General features: G+C 59.1%; 23 protein-coding genes. 11 read left to right on the plus strand and 12 right to left on the minus strand.

The window, feature by feature from the left end; genetic code table 11:
- The 10 genes from HMPREF0178_RS22635 to HMPREF0178_RS20585 all read left to right on the plus strand — a co-directional run.
- The coding region (locus HMPREF0178_RS22635) for a hypothetical protein (RefSeq protein ID WP_232281286.1) at positions 1 to 234 on the plus strand (234 nt) is incomplete at its 5' end.
- Positions 235 to 337: 103 nt separating this feature from the next.
- Positions 338 to 631 (plus strand): hypothetical protein, encoded by a 294-nt coding sequence (locus HMPREF0178_RS14640; protein WP_009368807.1) that lies wholly within the window; start codon positions 338 to 340, stop codon positions 629 to 631.
- Positions 628 to 768 (plus strand): hypothetical protein, encoded by a 141-nt coding sequence (locus tag HMPREF0178_RS22080; RefSeq protein ID WP_009368808.1) that lies wholly within the window; start codon positions 628 to 630, stop codon positions 766 to 768. Before HMPREF0178_RS14640 ends, HMPREF0178_RS22080 begins: the two co-directional genes overlap by 4 nt.
- Positions 765 to 1568, plus strand: coding sequence for a PD-(D/E)XK nuclease family protein (locus HMPREF0178_RS14645; protein ID WP_009368809.1), 804 nt, complete (start codon positions 765 to 767; stop codon positions 1566 to 1568). Before HMPREF0178_RS22080 ends, HMPREF0178_RS14645 begins: the two co-directional genes overlap by 4 nt.
- A 237-nt stretch (positions 1569 to 1805) precedes the next feature.
- Positions 1806 to 2624: a hypothetical protein gene (locus HMPREF0178_RS14650; protein ID WP_232281287.1), complete on the plus strand. Its 819-nt coding sequence runs from the start codon at positions 1806 to 1808 to the stop codon at positions 2622 to 2624.
- An 85-nt stretch (positions 2625 to 2709) separates the two neighbouring features.
- Positions 2710 to 3669, plus strand: coding sequence for a hypothetical protein (locus tag HMPREF0178_RS14655; RefSeq protein ID WP_009368811.1), 960 nt, complete (start codon positions 2710 to 2712; stop codon positions 3667 to 3669).
- On the plus strand, positions 3669 to 3851 hold the full coding sequence (locus tag HMPREF0178_RS14660; protein WP_009368812.1) for a hypothetical protein: 183 nt from the start codon (positions 3669 to 3671) through the stop codon (positions 3849 to 3851). Before HMPREF0178_RS14655 ends, HMPREF0178_RS14660 begins: the two co-directional genes overlap by 1 nt.
- Before the next feature lie 213 nt (positions 3852 to 4064).
- Complete coding sequence (locus HMPREF0178_RS14665; protein ID WP_009368814.1) at positions 4065 to 4301, plus strand: hypothetical protein; 237 nt, start codon at positions 4065 to 4067, stop codon at positions 4299 to 4301.
- A 9-nt stretch (positions 4302 to 4310) separates the two neighbouring features.
- Positions 4311 to 4613 carry a hypothetical protein gene (locus HMPREF0178_RS14670; protein ID WP_005024116.1) on the plus strand — a complete coding sequence of 101 codons (303 nt, stop codon included), beginning with the start codon at positions 4311 to 4313 and terminating at the stop codon, positions 4611 to 4613.
- Positions 4614 to 4651: 38 nt separating this feature from the next.
- Positions 4652 to 5749, plus strand: coding sequence for a site-specific integrase (locus HMPREF0178_RS20585; RefSeq protein ID WP_009368815.1), 1098 nt, complete (start codon positions 4652 to 4654; stop codon positions 5747 to 5749).
- A 497-nt stretch (positions 5750 to 6246) separates the two neighbouring features.
- Here the strand turns inward: HMPREF0178_RS20585 and deoC are convergent, their stop codons facing one another.
- The 12 genes from deoC to HMPREF0178_RS14735 form a co-directional block, all read right to left on the minus strand.
- Positions 6247 to 6978 (minus strand): deoxyribose-phosphate aldolase, encoded by a 732-nt coding sequence (gene deoC, locus HMPREF0178_RS14680; RefSeq protein ID WP_009368817.1) that lies wholly within the window; start codon positions 6976 to 6978, stop codon positions 6247 to 6249.
- A 114-nt stretch (positions 6979 to 7092) separates the two neighbouring features.
- Positions 7093 to 7851, minus strand: a complete 759-nt coding sequence (locus tag HMPREF0178_RS14685; RefSeq protein WP_009368818.1) for an SDR family oxidoreductase — start codon at positions 7849 to 7851, stop codon at positions 7093 to 7095.
- Positions 7852 to 7954: 103 nt separating this feature from the next.
- Positions 7955 to 8752, minus strand: coding sequence for a sugar phosphate isomerase/epimerase family protein (locus HMPREF0178_RS14690; protein WP_009368819.1), 798 nt, complete (start codon positions 8750 to 8752; stop codon positions 7955 to 7957).
- Between the two features lie 7 nt (positions 8753 to 8759).
- Entirely contained in the window at positions 8760 to 9794 is a 1035-nt protein-coding gene (locus tag HMPREF0178_RS14695) for an L-idonate 5-dehydrogenase (RefSeq protein ID WP_009368820.1), read from the minus strand.
- Positions 9795 to 10038: 244 nt separating this feature from the next.
- Complete coding sequence (iolC, locus tag HMPREF0178_RS14700; protein WP_009368821.1) at positions 10039 to 11961, minus strand: 5-dehydro-2-deoxygluconokinase; 1923 nt, start codon at positions 11959 to 11961, stop codon at positions 10039 to 10041.
- A gap of 20 nt (positions 11962 to 11981) precedes the next feature.
- Positions 11982 to 13268 carry a TRAP transporter large permease gene (locus HMPREF0178_RS14705; RefSeq protein ID WP_009368822.1) on the minus strand — a complete coding sequence of 429 codons (1287 nt, stop codon included), beginning with the start codon at positions 13266 to 13268 and terminating at the stop codon, positions 11982 to 11984.
- Position 13269: 1 nt separating this feature from the next.
- On the minus strand, positions 13270 to 13773 hold the full coding sequence (locus tag HMPREF0178_RS14710; RefSeq protein ID WP_009368823.1) for a TRAP transporter small permease: 504 nt from the start codon (positions 13771 to 13773) through the stop codon (positions 13270 to 13272).
- Between the two features lie 53 nt (positions 13774 to 13826).
- Positions 13827 to 14849 carry a TRAP transporter substrate-binding protein gene (locus HMPREF0178_RS14715; protein WP_009368824.1) on the minus strand — a complete coding sequence of 341 codons (1023 nt, stop codon included), beginning with the start codon at positions 14847 to 14849 and terminating at the stop codon, positions 13827 to 13829.
- 293 nt (positions 14850 to 15142) lie between these two features.
- On the minus strand, positions 15143 to 15904 hold the full coding sequence (locus tag HMPREF0178_RS14720; protein WP_005024096.1) for a DeoR/GlpR family DNA-binding transcription regulator: 762 nt from the start codon (positions 15902 to 15904) through the stop codon (positions 15143 to 15145).
- On the minus strand, positions 15901 to 16602 hold the full coding sequence (locus HMPREF0178_RS14725) for an HAD family hydrolase (protein WP_009368825.1): 702 nt from the start codon (positions 16600 to 16602) through the stop codon (positions 15901 to 15903). Before HMPREF0178_RS14725 ends, HMPREF0178_RS14720 begins: the two co-directional genes overlap by 4 nt.
- 254 nt (positions 16603 to 16856) lie before the next feature.
- Complete coding sequence (locus HMPREF0178_RS14730; RefSeq protein WP_009368826.1) at positions 16857 to 17834, minus strand: tripartite tricarboxylate transporter substrate binding protein; 978 nt, start codon at positions 17832 to 17834, stop codon at positions 16857 to 16859.
- A gap of 65 nt (positions 17835 to 17899) precedes the next feature.
- A complete protein-coding gene (locus HMPREF0178_RS14735; RefSeq protein WP_009368827.1) occupies positions 17900 to 18658 on the minus strand; it encodes a GntR family transcriptional regulator in 759 nt (252 codons plus the stop codon).
- A 316-nt stretch (positions 18659 to 18974) separates the two neighbouring features.
- On the opposite strand from HMPREF0178_RS14735, the gene HMPREF0178_RS14740 reads away from it, so the two are divergent.
- Positions 18975 to 19673: a DUF554 domain-containing protein gene (locus HMPREF0178_RS14740; protein WP_009368828.1), complete on the plus strand. Its 699-nt coding sequence runs from the start codon at positions 18975 to 18977 to the stop codon at positions 19671 to 19673.
- The last annotated feature ends 557 nt before the right edge of the window (positions 19674 to 20230 follow it).

Below are 20230 nucleotides of genomic sequence, written 5' to 3' on the forward strand. Positions count from 1 at the left end.
CAGATGTCTTTAGGAAGAATACATAGAGCTGCAAGAAAAGAAGAGGATTTAGCGCGGGCACAAGCTCTTATAGCCCGCCTACGTGCTGAGAATAACGTATTGAAAGAAGACAAAAAATGTATCCTGTCATTTATAGATAGTCTGAAACAACATATTAGTATCGCTGGGAACCATCATAAGAAATGGGCCGTGACTTTTGTGAAGTCGCGTCTTCAAAATAGGTTTGAACTCTGACAATGCCAATCTCCAGCCTAGCCCCGAAGGAACCCCGAGAAATCGGGGGTTTTTGATCGGGTTTGGGACCCCAAGCCAAAATTCAACGCAGGAGAGAGGAACCATGAAGGATTTGAACAAGATGACCGCTCAAGAACTGGGCTCTGAGCTTTCCCGGCTGGTGCATCTCCGCACCGCAACCTGCCACATCACTCCAATCTTTGAACCGCAGGGCCTCGGATTCGTGAACGACATCGACGGCAACGAACTCGCCCACTGCACCTACGAGGACGTCCGCGACTACATCGTCACGTTCGACCCCGCCACAGTCCGCGGACTTCTCGACGTCGCCATCGATGCCGTATCCGCCAGACTCGACGCGGTTGCCGAAGCCGAACGCAAGAGGGACGCGGCATGAAGTGGATAGAGCAATACCCCGTCGCGTGGCGCGTCGCCCTGATCGTCCTCTGCTTCCTGCTCGTGGGCTATTTCGAATGGGAAGACCAAGAACTCTTCAACAACATGGCACCCCTGAGCGTAGAGGCGGAACAATGAATATCAAGGAACCGATTCTGATTCGCGCTTCCAGCCTCGCCGGACTGTTCGAATGCCCGGCCCGATGGGAAGCTCAAAGCATCCGCGGACTGCGGACGCCTTCCAGCGGTTCCGCACGGCTTGGAACTGCCGTCCACACCAGCACGGCGCTGTTTGACACTTCGCGCATGAACGGAGCGGGCATCACCCCGGACGAAGCGGCGGGCGCGGCTGTAGACGCCATCCACAAGCCGGATGAAGAAGTCCTTTGGGACGACCTCCAGCCCACGGAAGCCGAGCGTATCGCCCTCTCCCTGCACCGCCTGTACTGCTCCACCATCGCGCCCCGACAAACCTATGCGGCGGTCGAGGCCACCTGCGAACGGCTGGACATCGCGGATCTCGGCATCGCTCTGACGGGAACCGTGGACCGCGTGAGGCGGACGGAGGACGGCTATGGGATTGCCGACATCAAAACCGGGAAATCCGCCGTCGGCGCGGACGGAACCTGCAAGACACAGGGACATGCCGCCCAACTCGCCGTCTACGAACTGCTGGCAGAGCACAGCACGGACATTTGCATCGAAGCCCCGGCCCAGATCATCGGGCTGCAAGTCGCCAAAACGGAAAGAGGCCAGCGCGTGGCCACAGGGACAATCTCCGGCGGGCGGGATCTCCTCATCGGCGACGAGGAATTTCCCGGTCTTCTTGAAATGGCCTCGACCCTCATCCATAGCGGCAACTTTTACGGCAACCCCCGTTCCAACGGATGCGGGGAAAAATACTGCCCTATCTTCAACATCTGCAAATGGAGACGATAACCCATGAGCCAGACAACTACCCTAGCCACCCTTCGCCAACCTGAAACCTCTCCTGCCATTGCTGTTGGTTTCGACACGGTTGCAGGCTTTGAAGCCTTGCAGCGGATGGCAAAAATGTTTGCGAAGTCCCCGATTACCCCCGATCAATTCAGAAAACCATACGTAAACGAAAAAGGTCAAGCAAAGGGATGTGGAACTGAAGACGAAGCTGTCGGGAATTGCACCATAGCTATGGATATGGCCATTCGTATGAGAGCCAATCCGCTTATGGTCATGCAAAACATCTACGTAGTCCACGGACGCCCCGCATGGTCCGCACAATTCCTGATCGCCACCCTCAATCAATGCGGGCGGTTTACGTCCATCCGCTACGAATTTCAGGGCGGAGAAGGCAAGGATGAATGGGGATGCCGCGCCGTGGCTACCGAACTCGCCACAGGGGAAAAGCTGACCGGCCCGCTCATCACTATCGGGCTGGCCAAAAAGGAAGGCTGGTACGGCAAGAACGGGAGCAAGTGGCAGTCCATGCCGGAACTGATGCTCCGTTATCGGGCTGCGTCGTGGTTCGTCCGGGCCTATGCCCCGGAAATCGCCATGGGCTTGAAGACCGCCGAAGAAGTGCAGGACACGTATGATCTCGAACCCGCCGAAGACGGGACATATCGCGTATCCGTACAGGAAATGAAGGAAGAAGCGCAGGACAGGGATACCCCGTCCAAGCGTAGCCGCCCCACCAACGCCGAAATGGAAGCCCGACGCAAAGAAGCCGCGGACGCATGGCTGGCCACGGGCAACCCTCTTGAGGACGTCGAAAAACTGGTGAACGCCTATACCCGCAACTGGACCACTGCGCAGTGTGAAAAGGCCAAGCAACTTGCCGCCGAAGCCATGCGGAACGGAGCGCAACAGGACGCCCCGGAAGTACCCGCGCAGCCGGAAGCGCAACCCGCCCCCGCCGCCAACATGATCACCTGTCCGAAAACCGAAACGCAGGTCAGCGACTGGACGTGCTCCGACTGCGAACAGCGCGCCGGATGCCCGGCGTGGGCCGAGTAAGCCCCCAAACCGCCCCGCACCTTCCTTCCAGTGCGTCACCATAAAAGCCCTGCCGGGGGCTTCATACCCGCAAAGGAACACCACCATGCCCAGAAAGAAAAAAGCCGCACAGCCCGCCGATTCTCAGGAATCGCGTACCGTGACCATCTATGCCGAAATCTTACAGACCACCGACAGCGCCGTATTGATCCGGTGCGGGGAAAGCGAACTCTGGCTTCCCCTCTCGCAGATACCGGACTTCAATGCGGAGCGCGGGGATACCAACGTCGAGATCACCATTCCCGAATGGCTGGCGGAAGAAAAGGGACTGTCCGAAGGTGATGGTACTCCTCTCGAATCGCCCCCCGTGCGTGACTGCTCCACCTGTGGAAATCTTCCTCTCGAATGGGAGGCCAAGATGGATAAAGGCAAGCTGACGCTTCTCTGCCCGGTATGCGGCGAGCGGACACCCCACGGTTTTGATTGTGCCCTCTGCGCAACCACGCTTCCGGCGACGCCAGCCCCGTGTCTCGAGTGCACCCGCAACCCCGACCTGTCCGAAGACCTGAGCCTCGGCCTTTCCGACCGTTGGGAACGCCGCAGGCGCACCTTCGGCGACAAGGTCACATGGCATCGGGAAGAACACATCCTGATCGCCCAGCCGCTCACCGAACAAGAAAAAATCGAATACGGTCAGGAAATGGCCGACGCTCTGGATCAGATCGAAAAGTACGAGGCCGAACTCGACGGGCAGCGCAAGCTATACAAGCGTCTCATTGAGCAGCAGGAGAAGATCGCCAAGGATGCCGCCAAGCTCTACCGCGAAGGCAAGGAAGAACGGGAAATCTTCTGCGACTGCCTGAAGGACTGGAACACCTTCGAAATGGTCTGGGTCGAGGCCGAACCGCCTTACGCCGAAGTGCAGCGCCGCCCCATGACTCCGGAAGAAAAGCAGCCTTCCCTGCTCGACTATGACCATAAGCCGGAAAGTGCCGAAGTCGCCAAGGCTGCCGATGCTGCCAAAGCCCTTGAACAGGAACCCGCAGAATGTCTGGAGGTGCAGTGATGAGCGAACCCCGCCGCGCAACCATCACCATTTCCGAAACACCAAAGGAAAATACCCTCAGCATCGATGTGGAGTTCTTCCCCGAACTGAACCTTCAGGACGATGCCTTCTCAGGTCTGGCACATCTCGTTTGCACCGCGCTTGAAGCCATCAACAAGGAAGCGGAACGCCATGTCGGATGAAGCCCCGAAATCACGCAAGCAAAAGAACTTCGCCCAGATAAACGGTGCTTGCAAAATGGCCCACCTCAGCGACGGACTGTCTCCCAAGGCTTGCCCCGTCTGCGGCACCGTCAGCAAGCTCAGGGTATGCCCGTTCTGCCGCCATCGGCGGGGGAAGAAATAGAACCGCTATCCGGGGGCGCGGCCGGACAACAACGCGCAGGGAAAAATGAAATGGCCAGAATCACCCCCGAAGAACTCGACTACATCCGAACCGCCGCCATCGGCGACATGCTCGGAGACTCCCGCGCCTTTGATGGGATGGGGCCGTCCGCCGTCGTTTTCAGATTGTGCGTGGAGATCAAGAAACTCCGCAAAGAGTGCAACGAAAACAGCGTGTTAATCCGTTTCATCATCGGTAGATTGGAAGCCATAGCCCAAAGAGGGAAGGCCACCCGCAAGACCGTATAGGAGAACAGCATGGAACCGGAACTCCTGACGACCAAACAGGCCGCTTCCGTCATGAACATTGGAGAAGAGAGAGCGCGGGCAATCCTACTGTCCCGTGGCGTCCAGCCTGTGAGCCTTCCGTGGGGCAAGGAACGCAAAACCTTGCGCTGGTCACGGCGCGCCGTTATGACGGTGATCGACACATTACATGCTGAGGCTCAGGCAAAGGCAGGAGTTCCCAAGCGCCGACGATCACTCAAAACAGCAGGGTGCGTCATCGGAAAATCCGCAGAGGAACTTTTCGCAGAATTCAATATGGGGGCCGTCCAGTAGTGGCTGGCACGGCCCCCTTTGCTCAGGAGCTATTCAGTATGGCCATCAGACAAAGGGTAGGCCGTAAAAAGCCGTGGGAAGTGTACTGGAACAACCCCTTTACGCTCAAGCGTGAGTCACTTTACGTCGAAACGGAGGAAGAAGCAAAAAAACAGGATGCTCTCAAGAAGTTTCAGCTCAAGTATGAACGGGATTTCTTCCGGCGGGAGGAAGCGGAAGCGCCGCAGGTGGAGCATACCTTTGAATCCGCGTACTACCTGTTCCTGAAAGACAAGCGGTTCTCCGAAAGATCACTGAAAAGACATTTGAAGAACATGAAGCGCTCGCTCGCTTTTCTGAAAGATACGCCTCTTTCCGATATTGATAATACGAAATTAAAGCAGCTGATGAGCCATTTCCTTTCTTTCGGGATCAGGGCGTCGACCCTAAAAAGATGTATCGGACAGGTCTTTTCAGTCATCCGTTGGGCGTATCAAAACGAATTGCTGCGTGAGCTTCCAAGGATTCCCAAGCTTCCCCATATCGAATACGAGCACTTCATCCCTCCCACACAGCAAGAGCTTGCTCTGGTGTTTGTCCATGCACCGGAGCATGTCCGGAGGGTTGTCATCCTTGGCTCGCAAATGGGGATGCGTGTAGGGCCGTCAGAGCTGTTTGGCTTGATGTGGTCCGATGTGGACTTGGAAAACAAGGTAATACATCTCCGTGCCGCCCAAAAGAACAAGGCAGAGCCTGTCAGGGATATTCCAATCAGGCAATCCCTCGTGGAGGAATTGAAGGCATGGCAAGAGGTCGATAGAGCAAAGAGGGTTGCATCTGTCATACATTATGGAGGGAAACCCGTAAAATGCATTCACGGAGCCTGGCATAGAACCCTCCTCCGTGCGGGTATACAAAGACGGATTCGCCCTTATGACCTGCGCCATGCTTTTGTTACAGAGGCCATTGCCGCAGGCGTCGATATCGGGACTGTCGGGAAACTCGTGGGACACGCCAATCTGACGATGATCCTGAAGCACTATCAACACGTCCTCAGCTCACAGAAAAGAGCCGCTGTGGAGGCAATCCCCGAACCGCAATATGTGGCAAAAAATATGTGGCAGTCCGAGAGCACTCCCGAAAACATCAAGCAATAACCTGAAATAATTGGTCTATATTTTTACCTTTGGGGTAAAAAAAGACCCCCATTCGGGGGTCTTGTGCTTCGCCTTGCGGCTATAGGCTGTTTTGTCCTTATCCTTTCGAACCGGCTTTGCCGTCGCCTTCCGCACCTTAGGTTCCGGGATAACCAGAACCATCACTGTTTTGCCCATCGGAATCGTCTCCTGTTTATTGTTGCTCAGGTTTTGGGGGCCTCCGCCTCCGCCTCCGCCTCATCATATTCCGCAACTTTATACATTGGATTAGACCTCCTTTCCTAAAGTACAGGTCAAGGCCTGCACTCAACCTTTTCATCCTATTCCCCTTCTTCCTTTATTATAGATCCTTTTCTGAAAGATGCAATGAGCCCACCTTTGTAGAAAAGCGATCAAAAGGCACCGCATCCCGCACGAAAAAAGGGAGGCGAACCTCCCTTGCCATTTCAGCTTACGCATGAAGTAAAGCGTTGCCGCCAAACTCCGCTGAGGACACATCAAGATCCGGCAAGCATCCCGACCTCGGCATAGCCGGAGGACAACACATCAACAACGACATCCCCGCAAGGGGAACCGAGCACATCCGCGCCAAGGAACAAGGCCCACAGCGCGAGTTCCGGAGCATTGAGCGTTCCGAAGCCGGAGAACTTGATGCCAACGTGGGCGGGGAGCGCCTCACGCATGATCCGGATATGTGAGAGCGCCGGGGCACCCGCCCTGCCGGTCGAGGTCTTCACAAAGTCCACACCCGCTTCGGCGGCACAGCGGCAAGCCGTGCGGATTTCCTCCGCGTTGAGGAGCGACGTCTCGAGGATCGCCTTGACGATGATGCCCCGCCCTTCCACCGCCTTGACCACTGCGGCGATATCCCGAGTGTAGTCGTCGAAATCCCCTTCCTTCAACAAGGCGATGTTGGTCACCATGTCCACGGCGCAGGGTTTGCCGTCGACGCGGGCCACGGCATCCATGACTTCCGCGACCTTAGCGTCGGTAGACAACGAACCGAGCGGAAACGCCGCCGAAATCCCCGCCGCAATGCCGCTGCCGTCCAGCAGTTCGGCTACCAACGGCGTCCAGTACGGGTTCGTGAACACGGCCTTAAAACCATACGCCCGTGCGAGGACACAGGCGTTTTCCATATCCTTGCGCGTGGCATCGGGTGCCAGCACGGTATGATCAATGCGCGCCGCAATGTCCCGCGCGTTCCAGACGGTGCCGTTGATTCGCATGGAACCTCCTTACACTATTGGGCGTTCCTTCCATACACAGACTTCCGCCGTACTTCCAATCGGGAGCGGCAAGAATCTTCTTGGCAAAGGTTCTTGCCGCCGGAACCCCAACCATTACAAAGAAATGATGAACCCGCCGTCGATAAAGATCACCTGCCCGTTCACGAAATCCGCTGCGGGCGAGGCGAGGAAGGCCGCCACCGAAGCCACTTCGGACGGCTTGCCCCAGCGTTTCGCCGGGGTATGGCGCATGATGTAGTCGTTGAGCTCCTTGTCTTCCATGAGCGGGATGTTCATGTCCGTGGCGATAAAGCCCGGCGCAATACCGTTGACCTGAATGTTGTGTTCCGCCCATTCCGTTGCCAGCGCCCGCGTGAACTGACGCACCGCACCCTTGGTGCTCGCGTAGGGCGATACCGTGGGACGCGCGATTTCGGACATCAGCGAGCACAGGTTGATCACCTTGCCGCCCTTTTCCTTGAGCATGGGGAACGCCGCCCGCGATACCCGGAACACGCTGGTCAGGTTCGTGTCGAGCATCTTCTGCCACAGGGCGTCGTCCATGTCCGCCACGGGTTCCCGCAGGTTGATACCCGCATTGTTGACGAGGATTTGCAGGCCGTTCCCGGCATCCCTGATGGTCTGCATGGCGCTTTCGATCTGCGCCTTGTCGGTCACGTCGAAGGTCAGGCCGCGCACGGCCACGTTGGGATATTGCTCCGCCAGTTCCCCGGCTGCCCGCTCCACAACCGAGCTGTTGATGTCGGACAGGAAGATGTTCGCGCCCTGATGGGCCATCGCCTCCGCGATGGCGAGGCCGATGCCGCGCCCGGAACCAGTAATGAGAGCCGTCTTGCCGTTCAGAGAAAACATGATTGCATCCTTACAGTAATGGTTGAAGGAATTCCTCGGGATATGCCGCACCGAAACATTCCAGCAAAAGAAAAATGCCGCCTGTTTGCTAACGGATATTGCCTCACACGCCCAGCGCGCGGGTGAAGGCCAGACCGCTGCGGGCCTCTCCTTCCGGATCAGAGCCGGGGATGGCTTCGATGCCGAGGAACCCTTCGTAGCCCACGGCCTTGAGGCAGGCCACGACATCCGGCAGCGCCATGCAGCCCATGCCGGGCACGGCGCGGGTGTTGTCCACGAAATGAACGTGCCGCACGAGCGATCCGGCGCGGCAGATGGCTCCGCACACGGACGCTTCCTCAATATTCATATGGAAGAGATCAAGAAGGAGCCCGAGATTGGCGGGTTTTCCGGCACGCTCGCACAGGTCGATGGCCTGATCCGTTGTATGGATGGAGTCGATTTCGTAACGGCAGATCGGTTCCAAGAGCACGTCCACACCGAAGGACGCCGCCAGTTGACAATACGCGGCGAGGCCGTCCGCCATGCGGGGCAGGCTGTTCTGATCGTTGCGGTGCCAGCCCCGGATGAAACCGATGTTCGGCATGGCCCCAAGCACGGCGCACTGTTCCAGATGGTACTTCGAGCGCTCGAGCAGTTCGGGCAGCCTTCCGGCATCATTCAAATACAAGCCGTCGGCCATGAGATCGCCCTGCGCGGCAAGCATGGTAGCCCGCAGTCCGTTGCGATCCAGCGCTGCTTTGGCGGCGCGGGCATCCGTGCACTGCGGATCGGGGAAAAACATATCGATGCCGTCATAGCCGAGCCCGGCGAGGAGCGCACAGCGCGCCTCCAGATCGCCCGCGAACATGATCTGCGGCATGGCGCACGGCGTGGCGGCGACGGAAATACTGATATTCATAACAACCTCACAGTGCCGGTCCGGTCAGGACGACTTTCATGGATCGGGTCTTGTCGCTGGCGGCAAGAATGGCCTCTTCCGCCTTTTCCAGCGGATAGGAAGCGGTAATCAGGGGCGACAGATCAAGCCGCCCCGATTCCACGAGGCGGGCGGCAAGCGGGAATTCCTGATAGGCGCGCAGCGAGCCGCAGACCGTGACTTCCTTGCGAATGACCATCGTATTGATCGGATAGGCAACCTTCTCTTCACCGAGGAACCCGACATGCACGACCGTCCCGCCGGGCGCGGCGCTCCTCAGGCAAGTGTTCATGCCACCCACGGAACCGGACGCCTCAAAGCAGGCCTCACAGCCATTGGCGAGATCGGCCAGCGTGGGATCGGTGGCCTTGAACACAGCGTCCGCACCGAGCTTCACCGCCACGGACAGCGGGAACTCCTCCATATCGCTGACAGCCACGGACGCCGCACCGCTCAGACGGGCAACGGCGGCGATGAGGCAGCCCACCGGCCCCGCCCCGCTGACGAACACCCGCTTGCCGAGCAGATTCCCGGCGCGGGCCACAGCGTGCAGGGCGATGGCGAGGGGTTCCACGCAGGCGGCCTGATCAAGCGGCATGGCGTCGCTGACCGCCACGCACTGCCGGGCCTGCACCATCGGGTATTCGACCATGATCCCCTGTACATGCGGAGTCCGGGCCGCCGATCCGTAATAACGCAGATCCGGGCAGAGGTTCTGGTGCCCGGACCGGCAATAGCCGCACGTTCCGCATTCATCGGTAGGGTTGATGATGACCTTCTGGCCCGGCACAAGGCCGGATACGCCGGGGCCGATTGCATCGACCACGCCGCTCAGCTCGTGCCCGAGGATCATGGGCTCACGGACCACGGCGTTTCCGACGCGCCCGATATGGTAATAATGAAGATCGCTCCCACAAATGCCCACGCCGCCCATGCGCAGACGGACGAAACCCGGCTGCGGCTCGGAGACGGGGCGCTCCTCAATGCGGAGGTCTTTAGGACCATACAATACGCATGTTTTCATGGCGCCGTTCCTTTCAAAGTGCCTTGGTTCGGGCGTCCCGCAGGGGGAATGCGGAACGCCCGGGGTTGGGGTGGAGGAAATTTTGTTTTGTTTGTATTGCGTATAAAGAGGCAATTCCCTCCCAGCGCTTCCCGCAGCCTTGCAGCAGGAAACTTCACACCGGGTCAAGGGGGCGCTTGCCCCTTGCGGAGTGCAGAGGCAGCGCCTCTGCCGAGGGGTACGGGGGCGAGCAACCCCCGAAAAACTACCCGTGCCTGCGCCCGTTCCACGCGCGGGCCAGCCGCAGGAAGCAATCCCGCATGGTCGCCACGGCGTCCTCATCGGACATCTGCCCGGCAAACCACTTGCGGGCCGGTTCGAGGAAGATGCTCCGCCCGATGGCGAACCCAAGCGCGCGCGGCGATTCGGGCAGCGCGGCGAACCGCTTCACCAGCTCGGCTTCCGCCACGTTGAGCCCGAGGAACAGAATGCCCCGGCAGTACGGATCGTATTCATCAATCAGTGCTTCGATGGCTTGCCATGTACCCGCATCGGCCACGGGCAGTATCTTCCAATAGTCGGGGTACACGCCAAGCTCGTAGCAGCGGCGCATCCAGCGTAGCAGGCAGGCGTCCTGCTCTTCCCGCGTCTGCGGCTGGTCGACGATGATTTCCAACAGGAGATCATGCCCGGTGCTCCGCGCCCCCGAGAAGAGGCGGCACAGCTGGCGCTCGTTCTCTTCCACGACCTCGGGCGTATCCTTCGCACCGGGGCGGAACAGGCATTTCACCACATGGTTCTCAGGCCACGCCTGAAGCGTCGAACCCACGTCGGCCTTGCCCTCAAACATGAGCGGATTGACGCCGGTCTTTTCAATGGAACGGCCCACCCAGAACGGATAGCGGTTGCTCTCGAACAGGACGGACTGGCCGTACGTGTCGTCCACGAGAATGCCCACATCATTCTGGCCTTCAAGCTCCGAGGAGGCTTCCGCCACGGCTCGGAAAGCCAATTCCTTGAAGGCGGTAATAACCTTGGCGTCACGGCCCGTTTCAGCGGCCAGCGCGGAGAAGGGCTCACGGTGATCAAAAGCGAACACGGCGAGGTTCTTCCACTTGTTGCGGCGGTTGGTGGCCCAGTGGATCTGTTCCAGCATGGCGTCTTCACGCAGCCACTTGTGCTTGCTGCCGTGATTGATGAAATATTGCAGCTCGGTCCAGCTCGGATAGGCGGAGGAGCAGCCGAGGCGGGACACGGCGAACGCCCCGGCGGCGTTGGCGTAGCGGCAGCAGGAGGCCAAATCCTCATTGCGCAGCCAGCCGCGCAGGAAGCCGGACATGAACCCGTCGCCCGCGCCGATGGAGTTGAACACCTTCACCGGGAAGCCCGGATAGACCACCTCATCCACGAAGCTGTCCGGAATATCGCCGGGCAGCGCGGCGCAGCCCTTATCCCCGAGCTTAAAGACGAGGAGCGCCTTCGAGAGCCTGCGGACTTCGCGCAGGGCTTCCATCGCTTCGGTCTTGCCGCCCGCGATGAAGAATTCCTCCTCCGTCCCCACGATGAGGTCGAAGTACGGAAGGACTTTCTTGTATTCGGCGGTCACCTGCTCGGACGCCTCGGCCCAGCGGCTGGACCCGGCGTCGTGCCCCTGCAATCCCCAGAGGTTGGGGCGGAAGTCGATGTCGAGGATACACTTGAGGCCAAGGCGTTTTGCGGTTTCAAGCACCTTCATGGTCGCGGAGCGCACTCCCTCGCGGGAGAGGTGCGTGCCCGTCACCAGCACGGCCCCGGCCCGGGCCAGATAGTCAGGCTCGATATCCTCGGCGGTCAGGCCCATGTCGGCGCAGTTTTCCCGGTACTGGATGAGCGGGAAGTCGTTGTCGCCCCGGATGCTCAGGAGCACCATCGCGGTGAGCCGCTTGGGATCGGTCTTCACGGCGCTGACGTCCACGCCTTCGCAGGAGAGCTGCCACTTGAGGTAACGGCCGTTGTCCTCCTGCCCCACGCCGGTGATCGCGCCCACCCGCAGGCCGAGCCGGGACGTGCCGATGGCGATGTTCATGGGGCTTCCGCCCACGGATTTGGTGAAGGTCATGGCCCGCTCCAGCGGGACGCCGAATTCGCCGCTGTAGAGATCCACGCACGACCGGCCGATACAAATCAGGTCAAAGTCCTTTTCAGACATATCCGAAACTCCCTATCAAACTAGTATTGCCCCGTCAGGCGCGGAAGCCACAAGGGCAGATCCTGCCACAGGATCAGCATTATGATGAAACAGATGATCAGCATCATGTAGGGGAAAGCGCCCTTGGCCACCCGCTCGAAGCTGATGCCCGACAGGTTTTGGGCAATGAACAGGTTCACCCCCAGTGGCGGCGAAAGCAGCGCCACCTCGTTGGTGATGACCCAGAAGATGCCGAAGAACACGGGATCGATGCCGACCTTGGTGATCAGAGGCAGGAAAATAGGCGCGAGGATGACGATGGTGGCGAGGGTTTCCATGAACATCCCGAGGAACAGCAGCAGAAGCCCGATGAGCACCAGAATGACGTACGGATTGTCCGTCAGGGTGATCATGGCGTTGGCGAGCTGGTGCGGGATGCGCTGCATGGTCAGGATGCGCCCGAACAGTGTGGACACGCCGAGCACGATGATGATGCTGCCTGCCGAGACGTTGGTCAGCTTGATCGCGTCCCAGAGCTGGGCGATCTTCAGCTCGCGGGTGATGCACGTCCCGACGAACAGGGCGTAGAACACCGCCACCACCGAGGCTTCCACCGGCGTGCAGATCCCGGCGTAGATGCTGCCGAGGATGATGACCGGGGCCATCAGGGAGAAGAAATTCTTGCGGAACATGGGCCAGAAACGGGCATCCTTGTCCTCGTCCACGGTTCCGGTGAACCCGGCGCGGCGGGCGAGGAAATAGGCCATGAGCATCATCATGAACCCGAGCAGGAAGCCCGGCACGAACCCGGCGGTGAACAGCGCCGCGATGGAGGTGTTGGCGATGATGCCATAGATGATCATCGGGTTGCTCGGCGGGATCAGGATGCCGAGGGTGCCGCCCGTGGCGCACACGCCCGCCGCGTATTCCGGCGAATAGCCGCGCCGGACCATCGTGGGGATCATGATGCTGCCCATGGCGGCGACTGTGCCCGGGCCCGAGCCGATCATGGCGGCGAAGAACAGGCAGCCCAGAATGGTGGTGATGCCGAGGCCGCCGCGTATCCGGCCCACGAACAGCGAGGCCACGTCGACGATCTGGCGGGCCATGCCGCCCTTTTCCATGAGCGCGCCCGCGAAGATGAAGCCCACCACGGCGAGCAGCGGGAACATGTCCATCACCTTGAGCATGTCGAGCGCGACGATGCGCATGGGGATATTGGTGAGGATCAGGGCAAGGGTGGAAGCCACGCCGAGCGACACGAAAATGGGGCAGCCCACAATGAGGCAGAAGGCCATAACAATCCAAAGAACGGCATCGGCGGACATGCTACACCTCCTCCTGCTGGCCGAGGACGGAAACGCCGCCCCGGAAATGCCGGTACCACCGCTGGAGGATGCGGAAGCTCTGGAGCGTGAAGGCGGCGGGGACGGCGAAATAGACGTAACGCAGATCAAGCAGCATACTGCCCGACACCATAGGGCGGGTGGACATGCTGTCGATGAGCAGCGCGCCCTGATAGATCACGGTGGCGTTGAACCCGAGCCAAAGCAGATCCGCCAGCATGAGCAGGCCGACGCGCACGGGCGCGGGGAGCTTCTGGGTGTGCGCGGTCACCCGGATGTGCGCGCCCTTGCAGGCTACGAGGCTCGCCGCGAAATACACGAGATAGAGGAAGGAGAAACGGCACAGTTCTTCCGAAAACGTGAGCCCGTGCCCGAACGCGAACCGGACGACCACCTGCGCCATGAGCATGATCATGATGCCGACGAGCAGGACGCCGCAGAGCGCGTCTTCAAAGTGAACGTCGAGCCATGCAAGCAGATTCTTCATAGCGGAACTCCTGAGGGGAGGAGCGGCCCGAAGGCCGCCCCGTCAAACCTGGCTTATCTGGGGAGCTGGCGTCCCAGCGTCTTCATGAACGCCTCAACGATTTCAAGGTTCTTGATCTGGGGGTAGAACTGGGGCCAGATGCTGACGGCCCGCTTCATCCACTCGTCCTCATCCGTGGGCACGCCGCAGAAGACCATGCCCTTTTCCTTCAGGAACTCGCGGGAGGCGCTTTCCTGCTTGTCGAGCAGGGCGCGCATTTCGACGGTGGTTTCGCGCCCCGCCTCGATGATGGCCTGCTGCACGTCGGCGGGCAGGGAACGCAGCCAATCCACATTCACGACCACGGGGCCCGTCCACAGCTTGTAGTGGGGTTCGGTGATGTACTTCTGCACTTCATAGAAGCGGTTGGTGGCGATGGACACCAGCGGGTTGTCCTGACCGTCCACGACCTTCTGCTGGAGGGCGTTGAAGGTTTCGTCCATAGCCATGGGAACCGGGTCCGTGCCCCAGGCACGGTACACGCCGATCATGATCGGGTTGTTGGGGGTACGGATCTTGACCGGGGCGAGTTCGGCCAGCGTGCTGATGGGCTGCTTGCTGTTGGTGATGAAGCGGAAGCCCTGCGAATGCCACGCGATGGCGACGGTGCCGCTTTCGGCTTCCATGCGCTTGTTGATGAGATCCCAGTTCTGATCGACGCAGTCGTCGAATTCCTTGACGCTCTTGAAGATGTAGGGAAGGTCGAACGCGCCGAGGGAGGGGGAGAAGATCGAGGCGTTGTTCACCGCGAGCACGGTCATCTGGAGGATGCCCTGCTGCACGTCCTGGAAGCTGCGCTCCTCACTGCCGATCTGCCCGGCGGGGAATTCCTGGATCTCGATACGGTCAGCGCCGAGCTTCTTGACCAGCTTGTCGCTCATCTTCGTGACGAGCGCATGATAGGGGTCCATGTCCGAAGGCGTGTTGCTGTGCGCGAAACGGATGACGATCTTGTCCGCCGCGTTCGCGGGGGCCGGCGCGGCCCAGATCAGGCCGGCGCAGACAAGGGACAGAAGGGTGAAAAGACCTTTGCGCATATGAAACTCTCCGGTTTGAGGGTGGCGCCGTCATGTTCCGAAAGGAACAATCCGGCGGACTAACGGGATTGCCGTCACCAGTCCGAGAACCAATACTGCGTCTATTCTGTTTCATTCCATCTCCGAAACGTCGTTTTGTGTCAACACATTTTCAAAAAATGTACAAAAAAATACAGCACCCATTCGGCATGAACGGATGCTGTATTTTATATTCATTTAATTTCAATATATTAAAAAAATATAGAATCCTTTCCAAAAATATTGATCGCCATATAGTTGTAAAATTTATTCCATCAACAAGCGATCAATTCCACGCCCGCGGCTTGCGCGACCTCCTCCAACCGGGAAGGGACAGGGCTGTTGGTGAACAATACGTCCACGGTCTTGAGCGGGGCCACCCTGACCACGGCCTGCCGCCCGATCTTCGAACGGCTTGCCGCCAGCAACACCTTGTTTGCATTGCGCATCATGCATTGCGCCACGCTCACGTCCGCCGTATGGTAATCAAGCAGATGACCGTCCGCCTCGCTGATGCCCCCGGTGCTCGTGATCACGTAATCGCACTGAAAACCGTTGACGAATTCGATTGTGCTTTCCCCCACAAGGCCGTTGCTGCTCTTGCGCATATAGCCCGAAGCGAGAACCACCTCGAAGTCGGTCTTCTTGTTCAGGGTAAGTGCCGCCACCACATTGTTGGTGATGACCATGAGCCCGGAGCGCTCAAGCAGCGCGTACGCGATGACCTCCACGGTCGTCCCGAGGGTCAGGAAAATGGAACTGTTGTCGGGGATATACTCCGCAATGGTCCGGGCGATGCGTTCCTTGTCCTTAAAATCCTCGACCTGCCGGGCATCGTAGGTGCTGTTCAGAATGGTCGTGCGGCAGCTCGCCCCGCCCGGCCTGCGTTCCAGCATCCCCGTCCTGTCCAGCTCGGAAATGTCCCGCCGGATGGTCTGCGACGACACCCCGAGCTCCTCAGCCAGCGATTCGATGGAAACGTACCCTTGCCGCATCACGGCATAGAGAATGGCCTGATGCCGATTTTCCTGCTTCATGCAATCCTTCCTTCATGCAAACCGGCGGCTCCGCCGGACAGCCGGACCACGCGCGTCCACGCCTCATCCTCAATGACGAAATCCGGCCCGGTTTCGAGCAGCGCCCCGCGCCGCCCATACCCGTACAAGGCCGCAGCCGTGGCCATCCCCGCCTCCTGCCCTCCCCGCATGTCAAGCGCCGAGTCCCCGACCATAATCGCCGTCCCCGGCTCCACGCCGTGGCGCTCCATGAGCAGGGCCAACATCCCGGCCTTGGAGAGCCGTCGCCCCGGCACTGAATCGCTGCACGCGAACCCGGTCAGATACGGCAGAAGACCCCGGGCGTCGAGCAGACGGCGGGTTACGTCCTCCGGCTTGTTGGTAGCCACAAACAACCGGCAGCCCCGCCCCGACAGCCGCTCGAACAGCAACGGTATGCCGGGGAACGCCGGGCTTTCGTCAAAGGGGCAGGCGCGGTAGCGCGCCCGGTAGATGCGGACGATGCGCTCCAGATCAGCAGGGGCCAGATCCGGGCAGATCCCGCGGATGATGTCTTCCAGAAGCGGCCCGATGCGCCCCTTGTCCAGTTTGGGCACGGCGAGCCCTTCCTCCCGCAGCACGCCGCCGAGCAGCCGCAGGATATCGGGGGCGCTGTCCACCAGCGTCCCATCCAAATCAAAAAACCAGTCGGCGTAGCGTTCCGTTCCACATCCCGTCATGGGGCCTCCTGTGTGTTGCGGTGAGCGGCAAAGCCGCCTCGGCAGAATAGACGCAGCACGTTCGGAAACGGCGAGGCAAGCGCAGACACCAGCCAGCATATGGTCTTGCTTCTTATGTACCCCGTTGGCGGTTGTCAATCGCCGCACAAAGCCGAAAGGCCCTAGATGCAGTCCCCATACGTGAAAAAGACGTTGCCCACAAAAAAGCCTCTCCGCCGTAAACGAAGAGGCTCTTGAGGATGCTGCGCAAGCGGTTACTTCTCGGGCCGCTGGGTATAGTGCAACCCCATGGACATGGACAGATCCCGGTAAAAATCAAACTCGGACTGGAGGAACGCATCGGCCTCGCTCGGGGGCAGCCAAGCGAGAATTTCGTAATTCTCCTCGGCGGACTTCTTCATGGCCGGGCTGTTGAGCGCCTGCTCGGAAGCCTTGGCGAGCTTTTCCACAATGGCGTCCGGAGTATCCTTGTTCACCACGAGGACACGCCAGCTCGTCTGGGAGAAATCATAGCCGAGCTCACGCAGGGTCGGCACATCGGGCAGCATGGCGAGGCGTTCCGGCGCGAACGTCGCCAGCGGAACGAAATCCCCGCGCTTGATGTAGCGCATGATATCCGGCGGATGGCTGATCAGCGCGTCGGTATCGCCTATCAGGCAGTCGATGGTCCCGCGCACGGGGCCGTCCGGCTGCTCCACAAGCTCCACATCCAGCTTGGCAAGATCCTTGATAAGGTGCGTCATGCCGATCTGGAGGGAACTGGGGGCGTTGGTGATCCCGATCCGGGCCTTGCCGGGATGGGCCTTCGCGTAGTCCCTGAACTCTTCAAAGGTCTTAAAGGGCGCATTCTTGTTCGCCACGAACAGGATCGGCAGCAGTGTCGCACGCCCCACGGCCCGGAAATCCTTGGGCGAGGCGGACGGGCCGACCATGCTGGGCTTCAGGACCATCGGGCCCATCGCCGCGAAATACACGGTGTAGCCGTCGGGCTTGCCGGTGAGCGTCGCTTTCGCCGCCTTGCCCATCATACCATATTCAAAGACAAAGGGCACACCCAAAATCTTCGACATTTCCGCATTGTAGACCTTGCTCAACGCGTCATACGGCGTGGGCTCGAAGGGATGATACACGGTTACGGGGTGTTCCGGATACTCCGCGAAGGCCATCTGGGGCACGGCGGCGCAGAGGCAGAACAGGGCAATGCAAAGTGATTGGATCTTTCTGGAAAACATAGCACTTCCTTGTCGTGATCCGTTCCAAAGGATTCAGAAAAAGGCCTTTGCCATGTCAGGGGACATTACCATCTGTGGAGCGCGCGCAGGGTCACAAAATCCGGATTGAAAGCCACCACGCTCTCGCACAACAAGGTATCCTGTATGCCGTAGTTCAGCTCATGCCACAGAATGATCGGCGTACCCGGAGCAAGCCCGAAAGCGAAAGCGATCCCCTTCCCCGCGCACCACGGGAGGAACGCCATCACCGTGTGCGACAACGTGCCGCCCGACAGCAGGTTGATCACATCCGTATAGGCCAGTTCCTGCGCGAACCCCTTTCCATTCCATGAGCCGTTCGACGTGAACACGTTGCAGGTCACAATGGCCTGCGCGCCTTCCACAAGATGCGCCGTCCGCTGGATCTTCCACGGCCGGGGGATCGTCAGCCTGACCGGCAGCGTCGGATCATCCAAAAGGATGTCCTTCCCCCCGGGGCTCACGGGCATTTCCCGGATCGTGGTTGCCTGATATCCCGCGTCTTCAAGCATCCGACGGAGCCCGCGCTCCAAATCGAAACGCATCGGCGTATCAAGCACGCTGCGGTTGACGAGGTTCCCTATGCCGTGCCTTTTGGAGACGAACCCTTCGCGGCAAAGGATGCTCAACGCTTCCCGCACCGTAGCCCGGCTTACGCCCAACAGGCGGCACAACTCTTCCTCGGAAGGAAGCCTGCGATCCGGGCCGCACTGCGTACGGGCCAATTCGAGAATGGCCTCTTTTACTTCCACATACAGGGGTTCCCGTTGTTCCCTAACTCGTCTGACGTCTGACGACTTTTCCATAGCTCACCCTATGTGGCCTGTCAATGTTTTCCCTCTACCAAAAATACGGCGGAAAGCGGACATATCCTCTTCCCGTTTTTGCGGAAAAGGATGCCATGCCATCCCACGCGGCTCCAGTTGTGCCCGTTAGGTTAGCAAAGCCACCAAAGAAATGGCAAGCGGCTTTCCCCCCATCGTGCCAGCATATGCCGATTCATCCGCCTTCTCAGCAAAGACCGTGTTCCTCTTTTTTGAAGCTTGACAATTTTTCAGCACCATGTTTCATGGTACAATTGGATGAAACAATTTTTTACATTATTTTAATAGGTTAAGTATTATGATCGGACCAATTACAGACAGTAGCGCTCTTTTCATCGGCGGGCTCGCCGGGACCCTCTTCTCCGGGCTTATCCCGAATCGCGTCAAGGAAACGCTTCCCCTCATCTTCGGCGTGATCACGCTGTGTATGGGCTCCACCCTCGTGAACAAGGCTTCAGCACTTCCCGTCGTGGTCATGGCCCTCATCGTGGGTTCCGTCATCGGCGAACTCGTCTTTGCCGAATCTTTTCTTGCCAAGTGCATCAGGGCGCTGTTCCGCCTCGCGAAAAGCAAGCACTGCGGCAATGAGACGTACATCGTGAACATCATCACCCTTGTTTCCGCCTTCTGCTTCGGTAGCATGGGCATCTTCGGCGCGATAAACGAAGGCATCACCGGGTCCACGGACATCCTCCTCACCAAGGCCGTTCTCGATCTGTTCAGCGGCATCGTGTTCGGGACGCTTTTCGGCCTGTCGGTCAGCCTCATCGCCATACCCCAATTCGCCATCCTCTCCCTGCTCTATGTTTCCGCCGCCTTCCTCGCCCCGTACATGACGCCGGGAATGCTCAGCGACTTTACCGCCTGCGGCGGCGTCATCTTCGTCGCTACGGGGCTGCGCATGTGCGGCATCAAAATCTTTCCCGTGATCAACATGCTGCCGTCCATGCTCATCATCATGCCGCTCTCGGCGCTGTGGGCACGCTATGTCGGGTGAACACCAACAAGGAATCCGCCGTATCTGCCCCTGACGCTTGCGGCGGCACCCCGGCGGGAAACATCTGCTATCCGCTCCTTTTCACGAAAGCGGTATTCCCTATTGACGAAACGCCTACGCCTCTCCCGAAGATTCCCTTCTTCGGGAGGGCTTCGTCTTGTCTGTTCCATGCCGTAACAATTACCGTAATTGAGTGTGCCGACATGCGCGGGGGGATACTTTCAAACAATATGATAGCATTAATTTGACGAAAGTAACACTTTGCCCTATACAAAACCCTCTCAAGTCGCCCACCAAGAACCGCCAGACAGGGTAATGGAGTGTTTTTCTCACTCTGTTTTCTCTTTTTATATCAGGATGTAATCCGTTTATGGCTATGGAGGGAATCCGCCCGAGGCCAGTGCCCGCTTGATGCAAAAGACCTCTCATTGACACCGTCGGCGGTGGCCGGTATACCTCGTATTACATTTTTTATACACGTAACACTATAATCTACATCTAAGAAAACAACGTGTTACGAAACAGTATCGGAACAGTCCGAAGGATCGCGCTCCAAG

It is taken from the genome of Bilophila sp. 4_1_30 (assembly GCF_000224655.1).
Lineage (GTDB): Bacteria > Desulfobacterota > Desulfovibrionia > Desulfovibrionales > Desulfovibrionaceae > Bilophila > Bilophila wadsworthia.